Annotated in this window: 21 protein-coding genes and 7 tRNA genes; 7 read left to right on the forward strand and 21 right to left on the reverse strand. The window is 25.9% G+C overall.

The genetic code is table 11. The features are described from left to right. Nucleotides 1-4 precede the first annotated feature (4 nt). From nusG to ileS, 10 genes are all read right to left on the reverse strand, one after another. On the reverse strand, nucleotides 5-559 hold the full coding sequence (nusG, locus tag H0H35_RS02100; RefSeq protein WP_185882816.1) for a transcription termination/antitermination protein NusG: 555 nt from the start codon (nucleotides 557-559) through the stop codon (nucleotides 5-7). A 17-nt stretch (nucleotides 560-576) separates the two neighbouring features. Beyond that, nucleotides 577-777, reverse strand: coding sequence for a preprotein translocase subunit SecE (gene secE / locus H0H35_RS02105; protein WP_317167191.1), 201 nt, complete (start codon nucleotides 775-777; stop codon nucleotides 577-579). Nucleotides 778-803: 26 nt separating this feature from the next. Next, nucleotides 804-877, reverse strand: a tRNA-Trp gene (locus tag H0H35_RS02110). 17 nt (nucleotides 878-894) lie between these two features. After that, complete coding sequence (tuf, locus tag H0H35_RS02115) at nucleotides 895-2,082, reverse strand: elongation factor Tu (protein ID WP_185882818.1); 1,188 nt, start codon at nucleotides 2,080-2,082, stop codon at nucleotides 895-897. Between the two features lie 38 nt (nucleotides 2,083-2,120). Next, a tRNA-Thr gene (locus H0H35_RS02120) sits at nucleotides 2,121-2,192 on the reverse strand. Between the two features lie 19 nt (nucleotides 2,193-2,211). Continuing rightward, nucleotides 2,212-2,284 (reverse strand) — tRNA-Gly (locus tag H0H35_RS02125). Between the two features lie 13 nt (nucleotides 2,285-2,297). Continuing rightward, nucleotides 2,298-2,381 (reverse strand) — tRNA-Tyr (locus H0H35_RS02130). Nucleotides 2,382-2,396: 15 nt separating this feature from the next. Then, nucleotides 2,397-2,470: transfer RNA gene (locus tag H0H35_RS02135), tRNA-Thr, on the reverse strand. A gap of 62 nt (nucleotides 2,471-2,532) precedes the next feature. Then, entirely contained in the window at nucleotides 2,533-3,183 is a 651-nt protein-coding gene (locus H0H35_RS02140) for a lipoprotein signal peptidase (protein ID WP_185882819.1), read from the reverse strand. 164 nt (nucleotides 3,184-3,347) lie between these two features. Beyond that, nucleotides 3,348-6,791: an isoleucine--tRNA ligase gene (gene ileS / locus H0H35_RS02145; RefSeq protein WP_185882820.1), complete on the reverse strand. Its 3,444-nt coding sequence runs from the start codon at nucleotides 6,789-6,791 to the stop codon at nucleotides 3,348-3,350. A 70-nt stretch (nucleotides 6,792-6,861) separates the two neighbouring features. Between ileS and mutS the strand changes: the two genes are divergently transcribed. The 3 genes from mutS to H0H35_RS02160 all read left to right on the forward strand — a co-directional run bounded on the left by mutS (nucleotide 6,862) and on the right by H0H35_RS02160 (nucleotide 9,606). Further along, nucleotides 6,862-9,372 carry a DNA mismatch repair protein MutS gene (gene mutS / locus H0H35_RS02150; RefSeq protein WP_185882821.1) on the forward strand — a complete coding sequence of 837 codons (2,511 nt, stop codon included), beginning with the start codon at nucleotides 6,862-6,864 and terminating at the stop codon, nucleotides 9,370-9,372. A 64-nt stretch (nucleotides 9,373-9,436) separates the two neighbouring features. After that, a tRNA-Gly gene (locus H0H35_RS02155) sits at nucleotides 9,437-9,509 on the forward strand. 10 nt (nucleotides 9,510-9,519) lie between these two features. Further along, a tRNA-Leu gene (locus tag H0H35_RS02160) sits at nucleotides 9,520-9,606 on the forward strand. Between the two features lie 9 nt (nucleotides 9,607-9,615). Here H0H35_RS02160 and guaB read toward each other — a convergent pair. Further along, nucleotides 9,616-11,076 (reverse strand): IMP dehydrogenase, encoded by a 1,461-nt coding sequence (guaB, locus tag H0H35_RS02165; RefSeq protein WP_185882822.1) that lies wholly within the window; start codon nucleotides 11,074-11,076, stop codon nucleotides 9,616-9,618. 219 nt (nucleotides 11,077-11,295) lie between these two features. On the opposite strand from guaB, the gene H0H35_RS02170 reads away from it, so the two are divergent. Further along, the gene (locus H0H35_RS02170) at nucleotides 11,296-11,598 is read left to right on the forward strand and encodes a hypothetical protein (protein WP_185882823.1); all 303 of its coding nucleotides are present in this window, start codon (nucleotides 11,296-11,298) and stop codon (nucleotides 11,596-11,598) included. Nucleotides 11,599-11,635: 37 nt separating this feature from the next. Here H0H35_RS02170 and rplS read toward each other — a convergent pair whose 3' ends face one another. From rplS to H0H35_RS02210, 8 genes are all read right to left on the reverse strand, one after another. Continuing rightward, entirely contained in the window at nucleotides 11,636-11,974 is a 339-nt protein-coding gene (gene rplS / locus H0H35_RS02175; RefSeq protein ID WP_185882824.1) for a 50S ribosomal protein L19, read from the reverse strand. Next, nucleotides 11,974-13,374, reverse strand: a complete 1,401-nt coding sequence (gene glmM / locus H0H35_RS02180; RefSeq protein ID WP_185882825.1) for a phosphoglucosamine mutase — start codon at nucleotides 13,372-13,374, stop codon at nucleotides 11,974-11,976. Before glmM ends, rplS begins: the two co-directional genes overlap by 1 nt. 330 nt (nucleotides 13,375-13,704) lie before the next feature. Further along, complete coding sequence (dnaB, locus tag H0H35_RS02185) at nucleotides 13,705-15,258, reverse strand: replicative DNA helicase (protein ID WP_185882826.1); 1,554 nt, start codon at nucleotides 15,256-15,258, stop codon at nucleotides 13,705-13,707. A gap of 9 nt (nucleotides 15,259-15,267) precedes the next feature. Continuing rightward, nucleotides 15,268-16,227 carry an acetyl-CoA carboxylase carboxyltransferase subunit alpha gene (locus H0H35_RS02190; protein WP_185882827.1) on the reverse strand — a complete coding sequence of 320 codons (960 nt, stop codon included), beginning with the start codon at nucleotides 16,225-16,227 and terminating at the stop codon, nucleotides 15,268-15,270. A 14-nt stretch (nucleotides 16,228-16,241) separates the two neighbouring features. Beyond that, nucleotides 16,242-16,997, reverse strand: a complete 756-nt coding sequence (locus H0H35_RS02195; protein ID WP_185882828.1) for a succinate dehydrogenase/fumarate reductase iron-sulfur subunit — start codon at nucleotides 16,995-16,997, stop codon at nucleotides 16,242-16,244. 25 nt (nucleotides 16,998-17,022) lie between these two features. Beyond that, on the reverse strand, nucleotides 17,023-19,059 hold the full coding sequence (locus H0H35_RS02200) for a fumarate reductase/succinate dehydrogenase flavoprotein subunit (protein WP_185883194.1): 2,037 nt from the start codon (nucleotides 19,057-19,059) through the stop codon (nucleotides 17,023-17,025). Nucleotides 19,060-19,085: 26 nt separating this feature from the next. Then, nucleotides 19,086-19,742, reverse strand: a complete 657-nt coding sequence (locus tag H0H35_RS02205) for a succinate dehydrogenase cytochrome b subunit (protein WP_185882829.1) — start codon at nucleotides 19,740-19,742, stop codon at nucleotides 19,086-19,088. A gap of 44 nt (nucleotides 19,743-19,786) precedes the next feature. Then, the gene (locus H0H35_RS02210; protein WP_185882830.1) at nucleotides 19,787-20,950 is read right to left on the reverse strand and encodes a cysteine desulfurase family protein; all 1,164 of its coding nucleotides are present in this window, start codon (nucleotides 20,948-20,950) and stop codon (nucleotides 19,787-19,789) included. A 179-nt stretch (nucleotides 20,951-21,129) separates the two neighbouring features. Here H0H35_RS02210 and rny point away from each other — a divergent pair, with 179 nt between their 5' ends. The 3 genes from rny to lpdA are packed head-to-tail and all read left to right on the forward strand — an operon-like array spanning nucleotide 21,130 to nucleotide 25,138. Further along, nucleotides 21,130-22,701 carry a ribonuclease Y gene (gene rny, locus H0H35_RS02215; protein WP_185882831.1) on the forward strand — a complete coding sequence of 524 codons (1,572 nt, stop codon included), beginning with the start codon at nucleotides 21,130-21,132 and terminating at the stop codon, nucleotides 22,699-22,701. Between the two features lie 6 nt (nucleotides 22,702-22,707). Beyond that, nucleotides 22,708-23,682: a deoxyhypusine synthase family protein gene (locus H0H35_RS02220; RefSeq protein WP_185882832.1), complete on the forward strand. Its 975-nt coding sequence runs from the start codon at nucleotides 22,708-22,710 to the stop codon at nucleotides 23,680-23,682. 28 nt (nucleotides 23,683-23,710) lie between these two features. Further along, a complete protein-coding gene (lpdA, locus tag H0H35_RS02225) occupies nucleotides 23,711-25,138 on the forward strand; it encodes a dihydrolipoyl dehydrogenase (RefSeq protein ID WP_185882833.1) in 1,428 nt (475 codons plus the stop codon). Between the two features lies 1 nt (nucleotide 25,139). On the opposite strand, the gene ung is transcribed toward lpdA, so the two are convergent. Together ung and H0H35_RS02235 are read right to left on the reverse strand one after the other, a co-directional pair. Continuing rightward, nucleotides 25,140-25,814 (reverse strand): uracil-DNA glycosylase, encoded by a 675-nt coding sequence (gene ung, locus H0H35_RS02230; RefSeq protein WP_185882834.1) that lies wholly within the window; start codon nucleotides 25,812-25,814, stop codon nucleotides 25,140-25,142. Further along, entirely contained in the window at nucleotides 25,807-26,148 is a 342-nt protein-coding gene (locus H0H35_RS02235; RefSeq protein ID WP_185882835.1) for a 4Fe-4S dicluster domain-containing protein, read from the reverse strand. The genes ung and H0H35_RS02235 overlap by 8 nt, the downstream gene beginning before the upstream one ends. Between the last annotated feature and the right edge of the window lie 180 nt (nucleotides 26,149-26,328).

The following is a 26,328-nucleotide window of genomic DNA, read 5'->3' on the forward strand; positions in this document are numbered from 1 at the left end:
TATTCTATATCTTTTCTATTTGTGTAAAACTTAACTCCAATGGAGTTTTTCTCCCAAAAATTAGAACCGATAATTCTAACTTTCTTTTTTCTTCATGAATTTTTTCAATTGTTCCATTGAATCCACTAAAAGGACCATCTATGACCTTAATGGTTTCTCCGACAATAAAAGGAATTTGTATATTGTTATATGAATCAGATAATTGATTCATTTTTCCTAGTATTTTATTCACCTCTTTTGTTCTCATAGGAACAGGATGAGATCGACTACCTTTTCCTTCTCCTAAAAAGGTAATCAAACCAGGAGTTTTTTTAATTTTATGAAAGACTTCCCCTTCTAAATTTGCTTCTATCATAACATATCCGGGATAATAAACTTTATCTTTATGTACTTTTTTTCCTTTTCTTATCTGTATAATTTTTTCAATAGGAACTAATACTTCTCCTATATACTTTTGAAAACCATTATCTCTGATTTCATTTTCAATATATATCTTTACTTTATTTTCTTTTCCACTAATAGTTTTTATGACATACCATTTTCTTTCAAAGTCACTCATATAAATGTTTTATAATTCTACAAAGAAAATAATTTTTTTATCAAAAAAATAAAAAATCGATCGACACTATATAAAAATATTGACATAAATATCGAAAATGAAAAAATAACGATTGTAGTCACTTGTAAAGTTTTCCATTTAGGCCAAGAAATACAATAAAAAAATTCATGATATACTTCTGAAAAAAATTTTTTTTTCTTCATGTATAATTCATCCATTTTTTTGTATATAATTAAAAAAAACACACGGATGGTAAGAATCGAACTTACGACCTTCGGTTTTGGAGACCGATGCTCTGCCTAACTGAGCTACATCCGTTAATCAAAAAATAAGTTTTAATGGATAATAGAAATAACCTGTCCAGCTCCTACTGTTTTTCCACCTTCACGAATTGCAAATCTTAATTTCTCACTTAATGCAATAGGTTGATGTAATTCAACTTCCATGGAAATATTATCTCCTGGCATTACCATTTCTAATCCTTTTGGTAGATGTATTTCTCCTGTTACATCTGTAGTTCTCAAATAAAATTGAGGTCTATATTTATTATGAAAAGGCGTATGTCTACCACCTTCTTCTTTAGTCAGAATATACACTTCCGATTTAAATTTTCTATAAGAATTCAGAGTACCTGGTTTTCCAATAACCATCCCTCGTCGAATATCTTTTTTTTCTATACCACGTAATAAAAGTCCTACATTATCTCCAGCTTGTCCCCTATCTAAAATTTTGCGAAACATTTCTACTCCCGTTATTGTAGATGATAATTTTTGTTCTCCCATACCTATAATATCTACAATGTCTCCTGTATGGATCACTCCACTTTCTATTCGGCCTGTTGCAACTGTTCCTCTTCCAGTTATAGTAAACACATCTTCTATAGGCATTAAAAATGGTTTATCCATATCTCTAATTGGATTCGGTATATAATCATCTAATACATTCATTAAATCCTTTATTTTTCCAATCCATTTTTCTTCTCCATTTAAAGCTCCTAAAGCAGAACCCTGTATAATTGGTATATTTTCTCCATCATATTCATATTTAGATAATAACTCCCGTATTTCCATTTCTACTAATTCTAATAATTCAGGATCATCTACCTGATCTACTTTATTCATAAATACCACTATTTTAGGTACTCCAACTTGACGTGCTAATAAAATATGTTCTCTAGTTTGTGGCATAGGGCCATCTGTAGCTGCAACAACTAAAATAGCTCCATCCATTTGTGCGGCTCCCGTAATCATATTTTTTATGTAATCTGCATGTCCGGGACAATCTACATGAGCATAATGTCTTTTGACTGTTTCGTATTCTACATGTGATGTATTTATAGTAATCCCTCTAGCTTTTTCTTCTGGAGCATTATCTATTGCATCAAAACTTTTTTCTACTGCTAATCCTTCTTTTGATAAAACTTTTGTTATAGCAGATGTTAATGTTGTTTTTCCATGATCCACATGGCCTGTAGTACCTATATTTAAATGTGGTTTATCTCTCTTAAATTTTTCTTTTGCCATGATAACAAATTATTAAATTTCTTGAATTTTAAACATAAAGCCAATGGCGGGATTTGAACCCGTGACCTCTTCCTTACCAAGGAAGTGCTCTTCCACTGAGCTACATTGGCCTTTGATAAATATAAATAGAGCGGAAGACGGGATTCGAACCCGCAACATTCAACTTGGAAGGCTGATACTCTACCAATTGAGTTACTTCCGCTATGTTTAGAAAATGGGGAGAGCAGGATTCGAACCTGCGAAGGCAAAGCCAACAGATTTACAGTCTGTCCTCGTTAACCTAACTTGAGTATCTCCCCTATAAAAAAAAATTAAGCCGGTAGAGGGATTCGAACCCACGACCCCGAGATTACAAATCACGTGCTCTGGCCAACTGAGCTACACCGGCTAATATCGATTCGTGATAATGAAAATCAGGATGATACAAATCTATAGAGATTTTTATAATTATCAAAAAAATTTAACATTCTTAATTTTCCGTCTAAATAACAACAAAAATATTATACCCAAAAATATAGATATATCAGATACATTAAACACTGGTTTAAAAAACTGAAATCGAACACCTCCAAAAACAGGGATCCATTTAGGTAAAAAACAATCTATCATCGGAAAATAAAACATATCTACTACACATCCTTCAAAAAAAGAAGCATATCCTTTTCTATACAAATCATAAAAAGAATTTATTTTAGAAATACCGGAGTAAGATAACCATTTTTGATCTTTTTTACTATAAATGGTTCCTATATTAAACAAAATACCATATAAAATACTATCTATACAATTACCTATAGATCCTGATAAAATTAAACTAGTAGGAATGATTAAATAATTTGTTAATCTTTTTTTTATATTATTGATATGAAAAAAAAACATAAAAATAATCAAACAACAACGAAAAATACTCAATACAATTTTTCCAACATAACCAGGAATAATATAAAATCCATAAGCCATACCTGGATTTTCTACGAAAAAAATCCAAAAAAATGAGGATATAGGAAATCCATATCCTAATTCAAAATGAGTCTTAACATAAATTTTAAATAACTGATCCAATAATAATATAGAAAAAATAATGATACAATTCTTGATCAAAAAAAATAATATTTAATCTTTTTCTACTTTTTTAAAATACATTGTTATGATTTATCAATATTTGATGATAGTAAGATACTCTTTCAAACGTTTATTAATGATTATAGTTCATTATATTTTAATTCGTTTTTATATATTAAATATATAAAATATCAAAATTTTATTTATATATTTTTCTTTTTATAAATATCTATATACATGACTTGATCATTTTCCAATTTGATTTTATCACCTTTTTTATTATTTTGAAAATCAATATCTAATGAAAGAGTTTCTTCACAAATAATATTTTTATATTTTCGTATAATTTGTTCTCTATTTTGTGGAAGAAAAAAATAAACATGTATTTTTTCAGTAATTTCATAATTATATTTTTTTCTTAATACTTGTATATACCTTATGATATCTCTTATAAATCCTTCTTCAAAAAGTTGATTTGTAATACGTAAATCTAACGCTACAGTTAAATTATCTTTATAAGAAATATCCCATCCTTTTACATATTTTGTGGTAATTTCTACATCTTCTAATAAAAGAAAAAACACTTCTTTTTTGATTGACAAAGAAATTTTTTTATTTTTTTCTATTTCTGTAATTTGATGTTGATCTAAATTTTGAATCAAATTAGCTATTTTTTTAGTATTTTTTCCAAATCTAGGTCCTAAAGACCGATAATTAGGTTTGATGATTTTTTCTAATTCTAAATTTTTATAAGAATTGGTAAATTTCACCTCTTTTATATTTGATTCTTGTATAATAATATTCTTTAAACAGGAAAGATCAATTGTTTTTTTATGTAAAAAAATAATTCCTCTTTGTAAGGGTTGTCTAGTTTTTATATTATTTTTCTTTCTGATAGAAGAGATCATTCCAACTATTTTTTGAATCAAATACATATTTTGTTCTAATGTTTGATGAATCATTTTATCATCATATTTTGGAAAATGAGTAAAATGAATACTTTTTAATGTTTTATCACTAAGATGATGAGTTAAATCTATATAAATTTTTTCTGAAAAAAATGGAGTAATTGGAGAAGCTAATTTAGCTATATTAAGTAAACATTGATATAATATGTCATATGCGAATATCTTACTTTTTGTATACTTTTTTTTCCAAAATCTTCTTCTACATAATCTTATATACCAATTACTTAATTTATTTAATACAAAATCAAAAATAATACGAGTTACTTTAGTTGGATCATATTCAGAATAATATTGATCCGATTTTTGAATCATGGTATTTAATTCAGAAATAATCCATCGATCTAATTCTACATAGAAATCATTATCATCAATATCTTTATTAATAATGTTTTTTTTATCCTTGTATACATATCCATCAATATTGGCATATATTGAAAAAAATGAATATAAATTAAACCAAGTGACAAAAAACTTATTAATTATAATATATAATTTATCAACGTCAAATTTTAAATTTTCCCATGGATTAGAATTATATATAATATACCAACGGATAGCATCGGCACTATAAGTTTCTATTAAATCAAAAGGATCAATAGTATTTCCTTTGCTTTTAGACATTTTATTTCCATTTTTATCTAAAATTAATCCAGTAGACAAAACATTTTTATATGAAATAGAATGAAAAACCATACTACTAATAGCATGTAGTGTAAAAAACCATCCTCTCGTTTGATCACTTCCTTCTGAAATAAAATCAGAAGGAAATAATAAATGATGATCTATTAATTTTTTATTTTCAAATGGATAATGAAATTGAGCATATGGCATAGCACCAGAATCAAACCAAACGTCTATTAAATCTGGATCTCTTTTCATTGGAAATCCTTTAGGTGATACTAATATAATTTCATCTAAAATATGTTTATGTAAATCTATTCTATGATAATTTTCATCACTCATATCATCCAATATAAAATTATTAAAACTATTATAAGACATTAGTCCATGTTGAATAGACTTTTGGATCTCTTTACATAATTCTTTTATAGATCCTATAATAATAATTTCATCTCCTTTTTTGGTTTTCCAAATAGGTAATGGAGTCCCCCAATACCTAGATCTTGATAAATTCCAATCTTTTATATTTTTAATCCAATATTCAAAACGTTTATTACCTACAGGATTAGAATGCCATTTTATATGTTGATTGAGAGTAATCATATTTTCTGCAATATTTGTAGTTTTAATAAACCAAGAATTTAAGGGATAGTAAAATATAGGTTTTGATGTCCTCCAACAATAAGGATAAAAATGATGATATTTTTCTGTTCTAAAGATTTTATTTTCTTTTTTCAAAAAACATATCATTTCTTCATCTACTGAAAATTTTTTTTTTTTATTAGGATTAAGTTCATTTTTAATATATTTTCCTCCGAATCCATAAGGAATAATATTTAAAAATCTTCCTTGAACATCCACTATAGGAACAGGATCTTTATGTTTTCCATCTAAAATAAGCATAGGAGGAATATTGTATTTTTTAGATATTAAAAAATCATCGTATCCAAACGTTGGAGATATATGAACAATTCCTGTACCTTCTTCTGTGTTAACAAATTCACCTTCTATCACTTGAAAAGCATTATGACAATTTTTATGATATGGAGAAAACCATGGTAATAATTGTTCATATCTACTATATAATAAATTTTTACCTTTTACTTTATCCATTATCATATAAGGAATTTTGTTTTTATTCGAACATGGAAATTGATTAAATTCTTCCAAATTTGAAACAAAATAATATTTTGTTGATAAAAATACTCTATGAATTGACTTTTCAGATAGAAATAAACATTCTTGTGAACATTTATACACATCATAAGTTTGAACTAAAACATAATCTATATCACATCCTATAGATAAAGCTGTATTAGAAGGTAAAGTCCAAGGACTAGTAGTCCATGATAAAAAAAATATGGGACATAAAATGCTTTTAAATTTATTTGGAAGTGATTTTTTTACTGATTTAAATTTGATATAAGGAGATATTTGACTTACTTTTTGATATGCACCTGGCATATTTAATTCATGATGACTTAAAGCTGTACCTGCAGATGGTGAATATGGTTGGACTGTATATCCTTGATAAATCAAACCACTATTGTATAACTTTTTGATTAACCACCAAACACTTTCTATATATTTTGTATTATGGGTTATAAAAGAATTTTCTATATCAATCCAATATCCCATTTTTTGTGTAAATGAAATCCATTGTTTCATTGAATCCGTAACAAATTTTTTACAAAATGTATTGTATTCTTCTATACTTATTTTTTTCCCAATATCTCTTTTATTTATACCTATTTTTTTTTCTACGTTGATTTCAACGGGAAGTCCATGAGCATCCCAACCAGCTCTTCTAAAAACATTCTTTCCTTTTAAAAAATGATATCTACAAAAAATATCTTTTATTGTTCTAGATAAAATATGATGAACTCCTGGATTTCCATTTAAAGATGGTGGTCCTTCATATAAAACATATGAAAATTTTTTTTTAATGGAATATTTTAAACTTTGTTTTAAAATTTGATGTTTTTTCCAATATTTTGTAATCTCTGATGAGATTTGACTGAGATTTAATTTTTTATATTCCTTGAATTTTTTCAACATAAGTAATCTGTTATTATTAAAAAAATTAATTTTAATATCTTATTTCACCATAATAATTTCATTATTTATTATGATAAATTCGAAAAAAAACAATCATTTTATAGAAAAAAAAGAAACTCCATTAATAAAACAATATAATAATATCAAAATTCAATATCCGGATACAATTCTATTATTTCAAGTTGGAGATTTTTATGAAACATTTGGAAAAGATGCTGTACTTTGTTCTAAAACATTAAATATTGTATTAACCAAAAGATCAAAAAATGGAGTATATTTAGCAGGATTTCCTTGTCATTCTATTAATAATTATCTACCAAAATTAATACGATCTGGATTTCGTGTTGCTATTTGTAATCAATTAGAAGAAGCAAAAAAAGGAAAAAATATTGTTAAAAGAGGAGTGGTAGAACTTATGACTCCAGGAACTACAATGAATGAACATGTTATCAAACATAAATTTAATAATTTTTTAGCATCTATTTTCATTGAAAATAATATATTTGGATTAAGCTTTGTAGATATTTCTACTGGAGAATTTTTTACAATAGAAGATAATCAAGAAATTGCTATACAATATATTAATAATTTTAATCCGAGTGAAATTCTCATTCAAAAAAAATATTATCAATTTTTTAATAATTTATTCCAAAAAAAATATCATATATTCTTAATGGAAGATTATCTGTATAATTATTCATTTGCATATGAAAAATTAGTATCACATTTTCAAACGAATTCTTTAAAAGGTTTTGGAATTCATGATTTGAAGTTAGGAATAATTGCATCTGGAATTATATTATTTTATTTGTATGATACTCTTCATTTCAAAATTAAACACATATCTAATATAAAACGAATCAAAAGAAAAAACTTTATGTATATAAATGATTATACATTTCGTAATTTAGAAATATTAAAATCATTTGATAATGAAGGAGTTTCTCTAATTCAAGTATTAGATCATACAATTACTCCTATGGGGTATAGATTATTGAAAAAATGGATTGTATTTCCCTTATTAAATATTTTTCGTATTAAAAAACGTTATCACATTATACAAGAATTATGTATTGATGACGAAATAAGAATTTTTATAATAAATAAACTCAAAAATATTCCCGATATAGAAAGAATTATTTCTAAAATAGCATTAGAAAATATTTCTCCTAAAGAAATGTTCACCTTACATCAATCTATAAATTATATTAAAGAAATACGAAATAAAATCATAATAACAAAAAATAAACATCTTATTGAAATTGGAAAAACTATTCAAGATTGTGATGAAATATCAAAAAAAATTATTACAACAATATATCAATATCCACCATATCAGATTGAAAAAGGAAAAGGTAATGTTATAATAGAAGGAGTTTCGAAAGAATTAGATGATATACGTCTATTTTATTTTTCTCAAAAAGAATATTTGAATCAATTATGTTCAAAAGAACAAAGAAATTCAGGAATATCTAATTTAAAAATTAAATTTCATAAAATTTATGGATACTTCTTTGAAATCAAGAATAAAGAAAAACAAAAAATACCCAAACATTGGATACAAAAACAAAAATTATCGAATTGTGAAAGATATCTTACCGAAGATTTAAAAAATTATGAATTACAAATATTAAATGCTGAACAAACAATTTTTTTATTAGAAAAAAAAATATTTTCAACATTAATTCGGAAATTATTAAATAGTATTAAAAAATTGCAAAATAATGCAACAATTCTTGCAGAATTAGATGTATACTGTTCTTTTTCTTCCATAGCTATAGAAAAAAATTATATAAAACCAGTCATTTGTGAATCATCGGATATTCGTATTTTAGGTGGTCGACATCCTGTTATTGAATGTCAATTTATATCAAAAAATTCTTATATACCTAATGATATTTATCTTAATAAAAAAAATCAACAAATATTAATGATTACGGGTCCTAATATGTCTGGAAAATCGGCTATTCTTCGTCAAACAGCTATTATTATATTAATGGCTCATATTGGAAGTTTTGTTCCAGCTCAATATGCAAAAATAGGATTAACAGATAAAATATTTAGTAGAGTAGGAGGTTATGATAACATTTCTTTGGGAGAATCAACCTTTATGGTGGAGATGAACGAAACAGCAAATATTCTTAATAATATAACTGAAAAAAGTTTCATTTTATTAGATGAAATAGGAAGAGGAACTAATACTTATGATGGAATATCCATAGCTCAATCCATTATCGAATTTTTACATGAAAACAAATTACGTCCTTTAACCTTATTTTCTACACATTATCATGAATTAAATAATATACCTATTTCTTTAAAAAGAGTAAAAAATTATCATATTTCTACAAAAAAAATAAAAAATAACATTATTTTCATGCGGAAACTGATTCCTGGTAGTTGTGATAACAGTTTGGGTATTTATGTAGCAAAAATGGCTGGGATTCCTATAAAGGTCATTTCTAGAGCAGAACATATTTTACAAATGTTGAAAAATAAAAGAATTTCTTTCGTGAAAAAAGAAAAAAAATCGATATCTTTTATGAAAAAAATACAAAATTTTTTTTCAAAAAAAAAATGAAATATTAAATTTGTTAGCATGTTTGTTTCTATATATTTTTTTATATTCGAATAATTTCTCGCATGCGAGAATAACTCAGTTGGTAGAGTACAACCTTGCCAAGGTTGAAGTCACGGGTTCGATCCCCGTTTCTCGCTCTTTTTTTATATCCGGGTGGTGGAACTGGTAGACACACAGGACTTAAAATCCTGTGATCATTAATCGATCGTACGGGTTCGAATCCCGTCCCGGGTATTATTTTTTTTATTTACTGAAATAATTAGGTGTTTCTTTGATGATATTGACACTATGTGGATGATTTTCTTTTAATCCTGAATTTGTAATTTTTACAAATTTTCCTTTATTTATTAATTCCATAATATTGGAAACACCACAATACCCCATTCCAGAGCGTAATCCACCACAAATTTGATAAATGACATCTTTTAATTTTCCTTTATAAGGAACTATAGCTTCTACTCCTTCTGGAACGGATTTTTCGGTCAATTGAAAATACCGATCTTTACTTCCTCTTTTCATCGCAATTAAAGAACCCATTCCTACATAATTTTTGAATTTTCTTCCCTGATAAATAAACTCTTCTCCAGGAGCTTCATCTGTACCTGCAAATAAACTTCCAATCATAACGGATTTAGCTCCAGATGCTATTGCTTTTACTATATCTCCTGAATACCTAATACCTCCATCAGAAACTATATTTACATTTTTAGTTCTTGCATATTCATATACATCATTAATAGCCGTAATTTGTGGCATTCCAACTCCAGATATTACTCTAGTTGTACAAATAGATCCTGAACCAATTCCCACTTTTAAAATTGTAGATCCAGCTTCTATTAAATCTTTAGCTCCTTCTTTTGTGACAACATTACCTGCTAACAATGTGATATTTGGAAAAGAATTTCGAATTGATTTTATAACATTTAATATTTTCATAGAATGTCCATGCGCAGAATCTATTGCAATAATATCCACACCTTCTTTCACTAAAGATTCGACTCTTAATAAAGTATCTTTATCGATTCCAACAGCAGCTCCCACACGAAGACGTCCTCTTGAATCTTTACAAGCATTTGGATATTCAATGATATTATCAATATCTTTAATCGTAATTAATCCTACTAATTGATTATATTCATTGACAATTGGAAGTTTTTCTATTTTACCTTTCAATAAAATATTTTTTGCTTCTTCCATAGTTACATTTTTTTTAGAAGTAATTAAATTGTCTTTTGTCATGACTTCTTCCACTAAAGAATCTAAATCAATTCGATATTTTATATCTCTTATCGTAATAATTCCTACTAATGATTTATCATTTTCTACTACAGGTAATCCAGAAATTTTATATTTTTTCATAAGATGATGAGCATATCGAAGTGTTGATTTTTGACAAAGAGTAATAGGATCATCTATCATTCCACTTTCATTTCTCTTTACTCTATAAACTTCTTCTGCCTGATTTTGAATATCCATATTTTTGTGGATAATACCTAACCCTCCTTCTCTAGCGAGAGAAATTGCTAAAGAAGATTCAGTGACGGTATCCATAGCTGCACTTAATAAAGGAATATTAAGAGTTATATCAATAGTTAAAGCAACTTGTAGTGATACTTCTGATGGTAAAATAGATGAATAATTAGGTACTAATAATACATCATCAAAAGTTAAAGCTTCCTTTATAATTTTATTATTTAAAGACATAATTTTTTTGTTACAATATAAAAATTTGTTTCATTAAATATTTTTTTAAAAAAATAATATATTTTGTAATATTCTTATTTTCAAATTAAAAAGAAAAATAAAAATTCATTTTATTTTTGATGAAAAAAATACAAATTATGATATATTTTTTCATTCCAAATTTTTATATAAATTTGTCCAAAATATATAGTAATTTAATAATTTAAATAATATCCAATCATGATCAAAAAATTACAAATTGTTTTTACTACGATTTTATTATCAGTATTTTTATTAACAACTAGCTGTAATAATAAAAATAAAAATGAAAACAATGGTTCTTCTACAACAGAAGAAGAAAAGTCAATAAATAATGATAGTCAAAGTGACCAAAATGATTCAACATCTACGGCTAATTCTCCTACAACATCTAATGATGAGACATCAAGAAGTAATGATGAAGGAAATACCACATCTTCTACTGAAAAAGAAAAAGATAAAGATAAAGTAGCTTCTGAAGAAAACGATAAAGAAAATAAGTGATTTTTAATCAAAAAAAAAGCAAAGATGGAATTGATATCTATCTCATTTTTGCTTTTTTTCCTTTTAAAAATCGAAAATAGTATATTTTCGATCTCCTGCATTTTCCTATTTTATTAACTGCTATTTTTGTAATATTTGGTTGATTTATATAAAAAATTCGTTCTACGCCAATACCAAGACTTATTTTACGTATTGTAAAAGTTTTGTTTATACCTTTCCCCTTTTTTTTTATAACTATTCCTTTGAAGGATTGAATCCTAGTTTTTTCTCCTTCTTTAATTTCGAATAAAACAGTAATTGTATCTCCAGAATTAAATACAGGAAAATTTTTATTTTCAATAAATTTATTTTCTACATATTTTATAATACTTTGCATTATTTTATAGTGTTTGTATTTTGTTTTTTAATATCATATAAAACGTTTCTCGATAAAAAATTAGCTCTTTTTCTTGAATAACTTTCTGTATAGATTCGAATCATATTCTCAGTATTTGATTTTCTTATATGTATCCATTCTTTATTTGATAAATATATTTTAATTCCATCATTGAAATCCATATTATATCCATTATATTTTTTTTTAATTTTTTGAATCAACTTACTATAATGATCCAATAATCGGACTTTTCTTTTTGACATAAAGTATTTAGAATATTTTTTCTTTAACACAGATAATGATAGAAAAGGTTCTTTCGATATATAAGTTAAAAATAAAGCGATACCTACTAATGCATCTCTTCCATAACGGAATGTTGGATAAATTATACCTCCATTTCCTTCTCCTCCAATAATTGCATGAACTTCTTTCATTCGTTTTACAACATGGACTTCTCCTACAGGAGAAAAATAAAATGGAACACCATTTGTTATAGAAAGATCTTTTAATGCATGAGAAGAAGAATATGTTGTAACAATAGGACCTTTTTCATGTTTTAATACATAATCAGTTATAGCTACTAAAGTATTTTCTTCTCCAAAAAAATCTCCATTTTCACAAATAAAAACAACACGATCTACGTCTGGATCAATAGATATACCCATATTTGATTTTGTTTTTGGAACTTTTTTACAAATATTCTTTAAATTATTTTGAACAGGTTCGGGATTATGAGAAAAATTACCATGAGGATTACAATACATTTTGATAGTATGAACTCCTAAATTTTCCAAAAGAAGAGGGACAGCTATTCCACCTGTAGAATTAATTCCATCTACTACAATTTTTAAATTCGATTTTCTAATTTTTTCTGTATCTACAATAGGTAATGAAATGACCTTTTCTATATGTTTTTGAATACAATTTGTTTTATATAATATTTTACCGAATTTTTTATAAGAAGAAAAATAAAAGTATTGTTTTTTAACAAAAAAACACAATTTTTGAAATTCTTTTTCCGATAAAAATTCTCCAAAAGAATTAAACATTTTTAATCCATTCCAATTTTTTGGATTATGACTAGCAGTTATCATAATTCCTCCATCAGCTTTTTCATTGATAATCGAAAAAGCCAATGTAGGAGTTGTAGATAAACCAATATCGATGACATCAATACCAAGACTTTGTAATGTAGATAATAATAATGTATGAAATAATTTAGAAGTGATTCTCCCGTCTCTTCCTGAAAGAATTAAAAATTTTTTTTTATGTTTATATTTTTTTCTCATCCAAGAAACATATGCTGAGGAAAATTTCATCGCATCTATAGGTGTAAAACTATCGCCTATTTTTCCGCCTAAAGTTCCTCTGATTCCAGATGAAGATTTTACGAGTACCAAAAATCATGAAATTTTTATCGAATACAAAAATACAAAATAAAATATTGAATTTGTATCCAGATCAATAATTTTTATTCAAAATATTATATGATGTAATCATTATAAATGATATCAAAAAATAAAAAATTCATACAAATGACACAAAAAATAAATTTGCTTCAATCAAAAAAATATTTTATATAAAAATATTATTGTATTTGAACTATTCATAATGAATTTCATATTGAAAAAATATGATATTTTTTAATATAATTTCTATATTTTATCATTTTTATTTTTTCATATATCAGTCGATATCATCATATTTATTTAGAAAATTTTTATTCAAATTTATTCGTTTTTTTTTTCATCATCATAATTAGGATCTAATTCATGTAATTTTTCTTGAGGATTATCATTTTCATGAGGAGGTATATAAAAACTTGGTTCTTTGTTGATAACATTTTCTTCATAATCTTTTTCCCAAACTGAAAGAACATGTTTTTTTTCTTTTATATTATCAAATCTTGATTGATGACTAATAAATTTTAATCGAAATTTATCTAATTTACCATTTCTATGTTTGGCTATAATGATTTCCGATTCTCCCATACAAGAACTATTTTCATCGTATGAATCCCATGTTTTAAATCCATAATATTCCGGTCTATAAATAAATAAAACTATATCTGCATCTTGTTCTATCGATCCAGATTCTCTTAAATCAGAAAGTAAAGGTCTTTTATTTCCTCCTCTGACTTCTACAGCTCTTGATAATTGTGATAAAGCTATAATTGGAATATCCAGTTCTTTAGCTATCGATTTTAAACTTCTAGATATGATAGATATTTCTTGTTCTCTATTTTGTAATTTAGAAAAATGAGGATTAGCATTCATCAATTGCATATAATCTATAAATATTAATTTTACTCCATATCTAGATACTAAACGACGACATTTTGCACGAAAATGAAATATAGATAAAGAAGGAGTATCATCAACAAATAAAGGTGATTTTTTTAATTGATTTGTTTTATGCATTAAGATATCCCAATCTTCTTTAGATAAAATAGCTTTTTGCAGATTTTCCAAAGGAATACGTGTATCTGATGAAATTAATTTTGTAATCAATTGAGTAGAAGACATTTCAATTGAAAATATCATAACAGGAATTTGTTGTTCAATTACAATATCGTTAACCATAGATAACATGAATGTAGTCTTACCCATTCCAGGTCTAGATGCTAATACAATTAAGTCAGAATTTTGCCACCCGGATGTTAGATCATCTAATTTATGAAAACCAGTAGAAATACCACTTATTCCATTTTTCTTTACACTTTTGATTTTATCGATGACATTTGTTATAATGTTTGGAATGGTTTCAATTTTTTTCTTCATCAAAAATTGTTGATTCAAGTCAAAAATTTTTGATTCCGCTAAATCTAACAGATCCAAAATATCTATATTTTCTTCATAACATTTATTGGATATTTCGGAAGAAATAGAAATCAATTTTCTTAAAAGAAATTTTTGAATAATAATATGACTATGATACTCTATATGTGCAGAAGAAATAACTTTTTGAGTTAATTCTATTAAATAAATCTCTCCACCTATCCATTTTAATTTATCTATTTTTTTCAGTTCGTTTGTTACAGTAAACAAATCTATTGGATTAGATTCTTGATATAATCTATATATAACGTTATAGATAATTTGATGTTTTTGATTATAAAATACTTCAGGAGAAAGCATTTCGATCACTTCATCTAATCCATTTTTATCGATCATGATAGCTCCTAATATAGCTTGTTCTATTTCTAATGATTGAGGCGGTAGTTTGATTTTGATATTATCATCTTCAATATTGTTTTTAAAATATGTGTTATAATTTTTTTTCATAAAAAAATGTTAATTTTCATCAAAAGAACCTATAGAAATATATTTATTTTTTCGATTTCGAATTAATAATTCAATATCAATCTTAGATAATTCTTTATAATTATGAATTATATATTCTTGAACAGACATAAAAGCTTCTTTTGGATGAAAATGTGCTCCACCTAAAGGTTCTTGAATAATATCATCTATCAGACCTAATTTATGTAGATCTTTTGCTGTTAGTTTTAATGATTCGGCTAATTTTTCTTTTTTTTTCCAATTATTCCACAATATTGTAGAACAACTTTCTGGTGAAATAACTGAATACCAAGAATTTTCCATCATTGAAATTTTATCTCCTATTCCAATACCTAATGCTCCACCACTAGCTCCTTCTCCAATAACTAATACGATAATAGGAACATTTAAATACATCATCCTATAAATATTCTGACCAATAGCTTCACCCTGACCTCTTTCCTCTGCTTCAATACCAGGATACGCTCCTGGAGTATCAACAAAAGTAACAATCGGCTTCCTAAATTTTTCAGCTAAATTCATCAGACGTAAAGCTTTTCTATAGCCTTCTGGATTTGGCATTCCAAATCTTCTGTATTTCCTATCTTGAATATTTCTTCCTTTTTGAGTTCCGATTAACATAAACGTCATCCCTCTTATCTTACCAAAACCACCTACTATTGCTTTATCGTCTCCAATCAAACGATCTCCATGTAATTCAATAAATGATTTTTTTTCCGTTATAGATTGGATATAATCTAAGGTATATGGACGATTTGGATGCCTAGATAATTGAACTCTCTGCCATGGAGTTAAATTACTATGCAATTTTTTAATAGTTTCTTTCAATTTCAATTGTAATTGAATGCATATATCTTTCATATTAACTCCACTATTTTTTTCTATAAGTAAACAATTAATATATTGATTATGAATATCTTGTATAGGTTTTTCGAATTCTAAATACTCCATAATATGAATAATAATCAAATAAATGAATTAATATATTCTTTATTAAGAATAGAAATATATTCAGTAGATATTCCTTTTGGACATTCCACTTCACAAGATTTTGTATTTGTACATGAACCAAATCCTTCTTTTTCCATTCTATTAACCATATTCAATACTCTTTTTTTTCTTTCAACTATACCTTGTGGTAAAAAAGAAAATTGGGATACTTTTGCAGATACAAATAGCATAGCAGATCTATTTTTACATACAGCGACACATGCTCCACATCCAATACATGAAGAAGCATCAAAAGCTTTTTCTGATTGATTTTTAGGTATCGGAATAATATTTCCATCTATTGTTTTTCCAAATGTATTTACAGATATAAAACCTCCAGAAATCATTATTCTATCAAAAGAAGATCGATCTACTATAAGATCTTTTATGATTGGAAAAGAAAATGCTCTCCATGGTTCTATATATATAGTAATTCCATTTCGAAAACTACGCATATGTAATTGACAAGTAGTAGTTAAATATTCAGGTCCATGTGCTCTTCCATTTATATATAATGAACACATTCCACAAATACCTTCTCTGCAATCATGATCAAACGATATAGGTGTATCTTTTTTATTGCATATAATTTGATTATTTAAAATATCTAACATCTCTAAAAAAGAACTATCAGGAGAAACATTTTGTATTTTGTAAGTTTTAAAAAAACCTTTTTCCTTATTGTTTTTTTGTCGCCAAATTTTTAATTTGAAATTAAGGAAATGATTCATAATTTGAAAATTTTATTCTACTTTTTTATTTATAAGATCGAATTTCTACGTCTACAAAATTAAAAATTAACTTTTCTTTATACATAATTTCCTGATATATTGGTTTCCCTTTTTGATAGTTCCACATAGAAACATACTGATATTTTTGATCGTTACGAAGTGCTTCTCCTTCTTTGGTTTGATATTCTTCTCGGAAGTGACTTCCACAAGATTCTTCTCTATTTAAAGCGTCCATAGCAATCAATTCACCTAATTCTAAAAAATCGGAAATACGCATAGATTTTTCTAATTCTGTATTCATTCCTTCTTCTATTCTACCAGGTACAAAAATACTTTTCCAAAATTCTTCACGTAGATTTTGTATTTCTTTTATAGATTTTAGTAATCCTACATAATTTCTACTCATACCAATATATTTCCACATAATTTCTCCAAGTTTTTTATGATAAAAATCCGATGGATAAACCTTTCCTGAATTTTTATTTTGAAGAATTTTATTAATTTTATATCTTACTTCTTGTTCTGATTTATCAAATTCTTTATGTTTGATAGATATTTTATTTTCCAATACGGATCCAACATATTTAGATAAGTAATCAGATATAGTATATGGTAATATAAAATAACCATCAGCTAATCCTTGCATTAAAGCAGAAGCTCCAAGTCTATTAGATCCATGGTCTGAAAAATTGGCTTCTCCTATAACAAAACATCCAGGAATAGATGACATTAAATTATAGTCTACCCATAAACCTCCCATAGTATAATGTACTGCAGGATAAATTTTCATAGGGGTTTCATATGGATTCATATTGGTTATTTTTTGATACATATGAAATAAATTTCCATATTTAGATTTTATAGTTTTTTTTCCCAAATCTTGTATAAAAGATGAATCTGGTTTGTTGATTCCAAGTTCATTTGACTTCTCTATTCCATAATTATTTATAGAATACTTAAAATCTAAAAATACTCCTTCATTTTTTTCATTATTTTCAATTCCAAAACCTTGATCACACCTTTCTTTTGATGCTCTAGAAGCAACATCTCTTGGAACCAGATTTCCAAATGAAGGATATCTTCTTTCTAAGAAAAAATCTCGATCTTTTTCACTTATATGTTCAGGATCTATTTTTCCACTTCGTATGTTCATTGCATCTTCTAATTTTTTAGGGACCCAAATTCGACCATCATTCCTTAATGACTCAGACATTAAGGTTAATTTAGACTGATAGGAACCTTTAATTGGAATACAAGTAGGATGTATTTGTGTAAAACAAGGATTAGAAAATAAACCGCCTTTCTTATGAACATTCCATATTGCACTAGCATTAGATCCCATTGCATTAGTAGATAAAAAAAATACATTTCCATAACCTCCTGATGCAATAACGACTGCATGAGCTACATGTCTTTCTATATCACCATTAATTAAGTTCCTTGTTATCACACCTCGAGCAACTCCATTTATAATAACTAAATCAAGCATTTCGTGACGAGTGTACATTTTTATTCTCCCTTTACCTATTTGTCTTGACATTGCAGAATAACAAGCTAATAATAATTGTTGACCTGTTTGTCCTTTTGCATAAAAAGTTCTAGAGACTTTGGTTCCACCAAATGATCTAGTTTCTAAATAACCAGCATAATCGCGAGCAAATGGAACACCTTGAGCTACACATTGATCAATAATACTAGAAGATATTTCTGATAAACGATAAACATTAGATTCTCTAGATCTATAATCTCCACCTTTTATTGTATCATAAAATAATTGATAAATAGAATCATTATCTCCCCTATAATTTTTAGATGCATTAATTCCTCCCTGAGCTGCTACAGAATGAGCTCTTCTAGGTGAATCTTGGTAACAAAAAGTTGTAACTTGATACCCTAACTCAGATAAAGAAGCTGAAGCAGAACCTCCAGCTAATCCAGAACCAATAACGATAATTTTAATATTGGATCTATTGTTAGGTGATATTAAATTCAAAGTAGATTTATGATTTTTCCATTTATCCACTAATGTTCCTTTTGGTATTTTTGAATTGATTTTCATTATTTTTTTTATTTTAAAATTTAAAAAAACTATTGATTATTAAAAAAAAACCAAATAGCAATAATGGAAAAACCAGAACAAATAGTCCAAAAATAGAAAAAGCTTAATTTTTGTATCCAGATTAATCTTTTTTTATTAGATAAACCTAAAGATTGAAAAGCAGATTGAAATCCATGATTTAAATGAAATCCTAAAATCACAAAAGAAAATACATATATAAATGTATAAAAAGGATTTTTAAATAAATTTATAACTAATTTATAATCCGATATATTATTTCGATTGGAAGAGTATTTCATAGGTATCATAAAATTTATTAAATGTAATATTAAAAAGCACAAAATTAAAATACCCGTGTATATCATTGTTCTACTACTCAATGTAGATGTTTTACAAGATGCATCAACGGCATAATCAACTTTTCCTTTTTTATGATTGTTTTGAATATGTAAATAAATACCTATTAACATATGGATAATAAATCCTAAAGCAAGAACATATTCCATGAATCGGATGAAAATATTTTTTCTCATGAAAACAACTGCATGATTAAAAGATTGTTCTCCAAAAAACAAAAATAAGTTAACAGTTAGATGCAATGATAAAAAAATCATGAGAAATATACCACTCATAGCCATAACTACTTTTTTCCCAATAGAATGTCGAAAAAAATTAAAATACCCCACCTGATAATATTCTTTAAGGATAAAGATAAAACATTTAACATATATTATAAAACGTTTTTTTGTTTTATTATCTTTTTTAAAGAATGTATAAGCAAGTCTATATCTTTTTTTTCATTAAAAAAACCCAAAGAAATTCTTATAGGCATCATTTTTTTTAACAATTCATGATTTGTAATTGATTGAATAACATGAGACGATTTTGTTCCTTGTATACAAGTACTTCCTTTCGAAATAGAAATTCCCATGATATCCAAACGAAAATATAAAAGATGATCCATTACTGGAAATAGTAAATTTATTATGGAAAATACACTTTTTTTAGTATCGAATGATAATCCATTAAATAGAATATTTGGAATATGTTCCTTTAATTTTGATATACAATATAGTTTCAATTTTTGCATTTTTTTTTTATAATTCAAGTAATGATCAATAGATAATTCTATTGCTTTTGCCATTCCTACTATTCCATATATATTTTCCGTTCCTGAACGAATTCCATGTTCTTGTGATCCACCAATTATAAAAGATTTGATATTTTTCAATAAATTTTTTCTTATAAAAATAAAACCAATACCTTTTGGTCCATAAATTTTATGTGCACTGACAGTTGCAAAATCAAATAATAACGATTTGACATTAATTGGTATATTACCTATAGCCTGAATAGCATCTGAATGAAAATATGCATTATATTTTTTGCATATTTCAATTACTTTTTTTATTTCGAGAATATTCCCAATTTCATTATTAACATACATTAAACTAACAAGAACTTTTTTTGAAGAAAATTTGTTTAGAATATTCTCCATGTGATTTAAATCATGAATTCCTTTTTTATCAAAAGAAATAAAACTAACAGATATTTTATCTTTATGATATAAATCTAATATTGTTTTTAAAACTGAAAAATGTTCTAATTTAGAAGTAATAATATGTTCAACTTTTAAATCTGAAATAGCAACTTGAATTGCAAGATTATTTCCCTCTGTTCCTCCAGAAGTGAAAATAATTTCGGAAGGATCTGCATGGATGATATTTGCTATACAAATTCTAGATTCTTCTATAATAGAACGAGATTTTCTTCCATAATGATGTTGTATGGAAGATGGATTTCCAAATGAATATCTTAAAACATTCACCATAGATTTTATAACTTCATCTTTGATGGGTGTAGTAGAAGCATTATCCAAATAAACTCGTTTCATTCATATTAATTATTAGTATACAAATATATAAATCATAAAATAAAATTGTATTTTTCTTATATAAACAGATTTCTTTTTCTATTTTAGATATTGATTTTTTATTATATTTTTTTCAAAAAAATATCATTTTAAAAATGTGATGAAAATGTTTATTTTATTTTTATTTAAATTGAGTAAACATGAAAATAAATGATGGATTTCCACTATTAATGGGGTTTTTTATCGGAATTATTATTTTTTATTTATTTGGAAAAAAATTCATATTAAGGAAATATATTCAATTATTAAAGAAAGCACATATTCAAGCAAAACATATTATAAATAAAACAGGAAAAGAATGTGATCTGTTTAAGAAAAAAAAAATAATTCAAATAAAAAAAAAACTTTCGGAATTAAAATCAAAACATGACAAGGAAATTGAAATAAAAGAACGAAGAATTATTAATATAGAAAAAAATATAAAAAAGAAAGAAGATAGACTATCTAAAGAAATAGAAATTTATTTTAAAAAAAATCATCGGTTGGAATCACAAATATATGTCTATGAAAAAAATAAAAAAAATATTCAAAAAAGACAAAAAGAATTAAAAAAAATGTACTTTAAACAAGTAGAATTACTTGAAAAAATATCGAGATATTCTTCAGAAGAAGCAAAAAAACAATTGATTGAAATTTTTCAAGAAGAAGCAAAAAAAAAAGCACAATCTTCTATACAAAATATTATAGAAGAAATACAACTTACTGCAAAAGAGAAAGCTCAAAAAATCATTATACAATCTATACAAAGAATAGGAACAGAAAAAGCAGTGGAAAATGCTGTATCTACTTTTAGTATAGAATCAGATGATATTAAAGGTAGGATTATAGGAAGAGAAGGTAGAAATATAAGAGCTTTAGAAAAAGCAACTGGAGTAGAAATTATTGTGGACGATACACCTGACACAGTTCTTTTATCTTGTTTTAATCCCATACGTAGAGAAATTGCAAGATTATCACTTCAAAAATTGGTGATAGATGGACGAATTCATCCAGCAAGAATTGAAGAAGTAGTAAAAAAAACGGAAGAACAAATTGAAGCAGAAATTATGAATATAGGAAAAAAAAATATCCTAGATTTAGGAATTCATGGAATGCATCCAGAATTAATAAAAAATATAGGAAAAATGAAATATCGTTTTTCTTATGGTCAAAATTTATTGGAACATTCTCGAGAGGTATCCCATTTATCTTCTATATTAGCATCAGAATTAGGATTAAATATAAAATATGCAAAACGTGCCGGTTTACTACATGATATAGGGAAAGTATCCGAAAATGAATCAGAAAATCCACATGCCATTTTAGGTATGCAAATAGCAGAAAAATATGGAGAAAATGTATATGTGTGTAACGCAATAGGGTCCCATCATGATGAAATAGAAATGAAGTCACTTATATCACCTATTATACAAATATCCGATTCGATAAGTGGAGCTCGTCCGGGTGTTCGGAAAAATTCTTTTGAATCTTATTTAAAAAGATTAAAAAATTTGGAAGATATTGCTCATAGTTTTGAAGGAGTCAATAAAGCATTTGCAATGCAAGCAGGTAGAGAACTTAGAGTAATTGTAGAAAGTGAAAAAATTAATGATCAAAAAACTTTAGAACTATCTTATGATATAACAGAAAGAATCAAAAATGAAATGACTTATCCAGGACAAATAAAAGTAACAGTAATTAGAGAAATTAGAGCTGTTCAAATTGCTAAATAAAGAATTATGAAAAATTATTCTATCACTTCTTTTATTGAAAAATATTTTTTACATTTTAATGCTTTAACATTATCAAACGCTGCTAAAGCGTATGATCTTCATATTAAAAAAAATGGAAAAATGATGATTACTATAGCAGGAGCTATGAGTACAGCTGAATTAGGAAAAATTTTTGCTGAAATGATTCGAAAAAATAAAGTACATATTATATCTTGTACTGGAGCAAATTTAGAAGAAGATATTTTAAATTTAATATCCCATTCCCATTATATCAATGTTCCAAATTATAGAGAACTTACTCCTAACGATGAGAAAACATTTTTGAAAACAGGATATAATAGAATTACAGATACTTGTATTCCAGAAAATTATGCTTTTAACAAGTTACAAAAACTAATATTTCCAATATGGAAAAGAGCTAAAACAAAAATTGCACGTTATTTTCCACATGAATATATTTATCAACTTTTATTAGAAGAAGGGTTAAAACCATATTACGATATTAATTCAAAAGATAGTTGGGTGTTAGCTGCTGCAAAAAAGAATATTCCATTAATAGTACCAGGATGGGAAGATAGTACTCTAGGAAATATATACGCATCATATTGTATAAAAAATATATTACCTACATCTATTGTAAAAAATGGAATAGAATATATGATCTATTTAGCAAAATGGTACCAACAAGAGTGTGTAAAACACAAAATAGGATTTTTTCAAATTGGGGGAGGTATATCCGGTGATTTTCCTATTTGTGTTGTACCTATGTTATCTCAAGATATGGGAATAGATTGGACACCATTTTGGTCTTATTTTTGTCAAATATCCGATTCCACCACTAGTTATGGATCTTATTCTGGAGCATCTCCTAATGAAAAAATCACTTGGGGTAAATTAGACGAACATACTCCTAAATTTATAATAGAATCGGATGCTACTATAGTTGCTCCATTAATCTTTGCATATGTATTAAATATGTAATTTTATCTATACAAAAAATTGAATTACTATGAATCATTTAAAATCATATGATTTAGTTGTTATAGGATCTGGTCCTGGTGGATATGTTTCAGCTATTCGTGCAAGTCAAAATGGACTTCGTACTGCATTGATAGAAAAATACAAAACATTAGGAGGCGCATGTTTAAATGTAGGATGTATTCCTTCTAAATCTTTATTAGATTCATCTAAATATTTTTTTTTAGCTCAAAAAGAATATCATCATCATGGTATATTTTTTGAAAAAATATTTTTTGATTTTCAAAAAATGATGAATCGAAAAAATCAAATCATTAAACAAATTAATAACGGGATAAAATATTTAATGAAAAAAAATCGTATTGATTTGTTTCAAGGAATAGCAACTTTTAAAACAAAAAATATTCTATCTATAAGTGATACAACATCTTTTCAAGAAAAAGAACAAATAACGTTCCATAATTGTATTATTTCTACTGGATCTAAACCATCAAAATTCCAAAATTTGAATTTTAATATTCATAATAAAATCATTTCATCTACAGATGCTCTTTATTTACATGAAATTCCTAAAAAATTAATAATAATTGGTGGAGGTGTTGTTGGTTTAGAAATAGGATCTATTTTTAGTAGATTAGGAAGTAAAATCATAATTATAGATTCTATGAATCAAATTATTTCAAATATGGATCAATCATTAAGTAATGTATTAAAAACTATTCTTGAAAAATCTTTTATAAAAATTTATAATTCTTTATCCATATTGGATATAATTTCAGAAAATCCAAAAGAAATATCGGTCATTTCTATAGATAAAAATGACAAAAAAAGGAAATTTACAGGAGACTATTGTCTAGTAGCAATAGGAAGGTCGCCATACACAAAAAACCTTGGATTAAAAAATATAGGAATTAAAACAAATTCTAAAGGATTTATAGTGGTTAATGATTTTCTACAATGTTCAATTAATAATATTTACGCAGTAGGAGATGTTATAGGAAAAAAAATGTTAGCACATAAAGCAGAAGAAGAAGGCATACACGCTGTAGAACATATATTAGGACAAAAACCTTGTAAAATAAATTATAATTTAATTCCTTCAGTTATTTATACTTATCCTGAAGTATCTAGTGTAGGTTTAACGGAAAATGAAGTAAAAAAACATAAAATAGAGCATAATATAGGAATATTTCCAATGAAATTATTAGGTAGATCTCATTCTAGTGGATGTACAGATGGTTTTTTAAAAATGATATCTCATAAAAAAACGGATCAAATACTAGGAGTGCATATAATAGGTGAACATGCAAGTGATATGATCATGGAAGCAACTGTAGCAATGGAATTTTTTTCTTCATCTGAAGATATATTTAGAATAAGTCATCCACATCCTACTTTTAGTGAAGCATTTAAAGAATCTGCTTTATTGAATTTTGAACAACAATCTATTCATATGTAAATCACCAATATATAATTGATTTTCCCATTTTTTTTAAGAAAATATTAGTTTTTAAAAAATGTTGAGATCCGAAAAAACCAAGATGAGCGGATAATGGAGATGGATGTGATGTTGTTAAAATATAATGATGATTGAATGAATTAATTAAAAAATATTTTTTCATAGCATATTTTCCCCATAATAGAAATACAATATGACTTTTTTTATTAGAAATCAATCTAATGATTTGATCTGTAAAAAATTCCCATCCTATATTTTTATGAGAGTGAGGATGACCTTTTCTTACTGTTAAAATAGAATTTAACAATAAAATTCCTTGTTTAGCCCAATGAACTAAAGAACCACTATAAGGAACATAATTTGGATTCAAACAATTTTTGATTTCTGTAAAAATGTTTTTTAAAGATGGAGGAAATACAACTCCATTTGGAACTGAAAAACATAAACCATCAGCTTGATTCTCATTATAGTATGGATCTTGTCCTAATAAAACTACTTTGAGTTTTTGAAAAGAACAATATTTTAATGACAATAAAATATTTTTTTTTTTTGGATAACATGTAAAATTTTGATATTCTATACTTAAAAAATTCATTAATTTTTGAAAATAATGTTTTTTATATTCTCTTTGTAAAAAAATATTCCAACTATATTCTCTTTTAAAAAAATTAGTCATAAATTTTTTTTTTATGCAAAAAAAAATATTTTTTTTTAAGATATTTCTTTGTTTCTTCATTTTTTTTATCTAGAATGCAGCAATTTACTGGACAAACCTCAATACATTGAGGTTTGTCAAAAAAACCAACACATTCCGTACATTTTTCTGAAACAATAAAATAAATATTTTGTTTAATAGGTTTTTGAAAAATAGTAAAATCTTTTCCATTTTTTTTTAAAGAAGTTCCATCAGACATTTTCCATGCTTTTCCACCTTCATAAATAGCTTGATTTGGACATTCTATCTCACAAGCGCCACAATTAATACATTCTTTTGTTATTTTGATAGACATATAATGAAAATTAATAAAATTATAATTTAATGAATTAGGGATTTTCGTGAAAACGTTTTTTCGTTTCTATAAATAGAATAAATTTTTCAATAAAAATTTTATAAAAATCGTCCTATTTTGACAAGTGGTTTTTGAAAAAAATTCATTAAGGAATATTTTCTGTTGATAGAATATATGAAA

Source organism: Blattabacterium cuenoti (assembly GCF_014252435.1).
Lineage (GTDB): Bacteria > Bacteroidota > Bacteroidia > Flavobacteriales > Blattabacteriaceae > Blattabacterium > Blattabacterium cuenoti_X.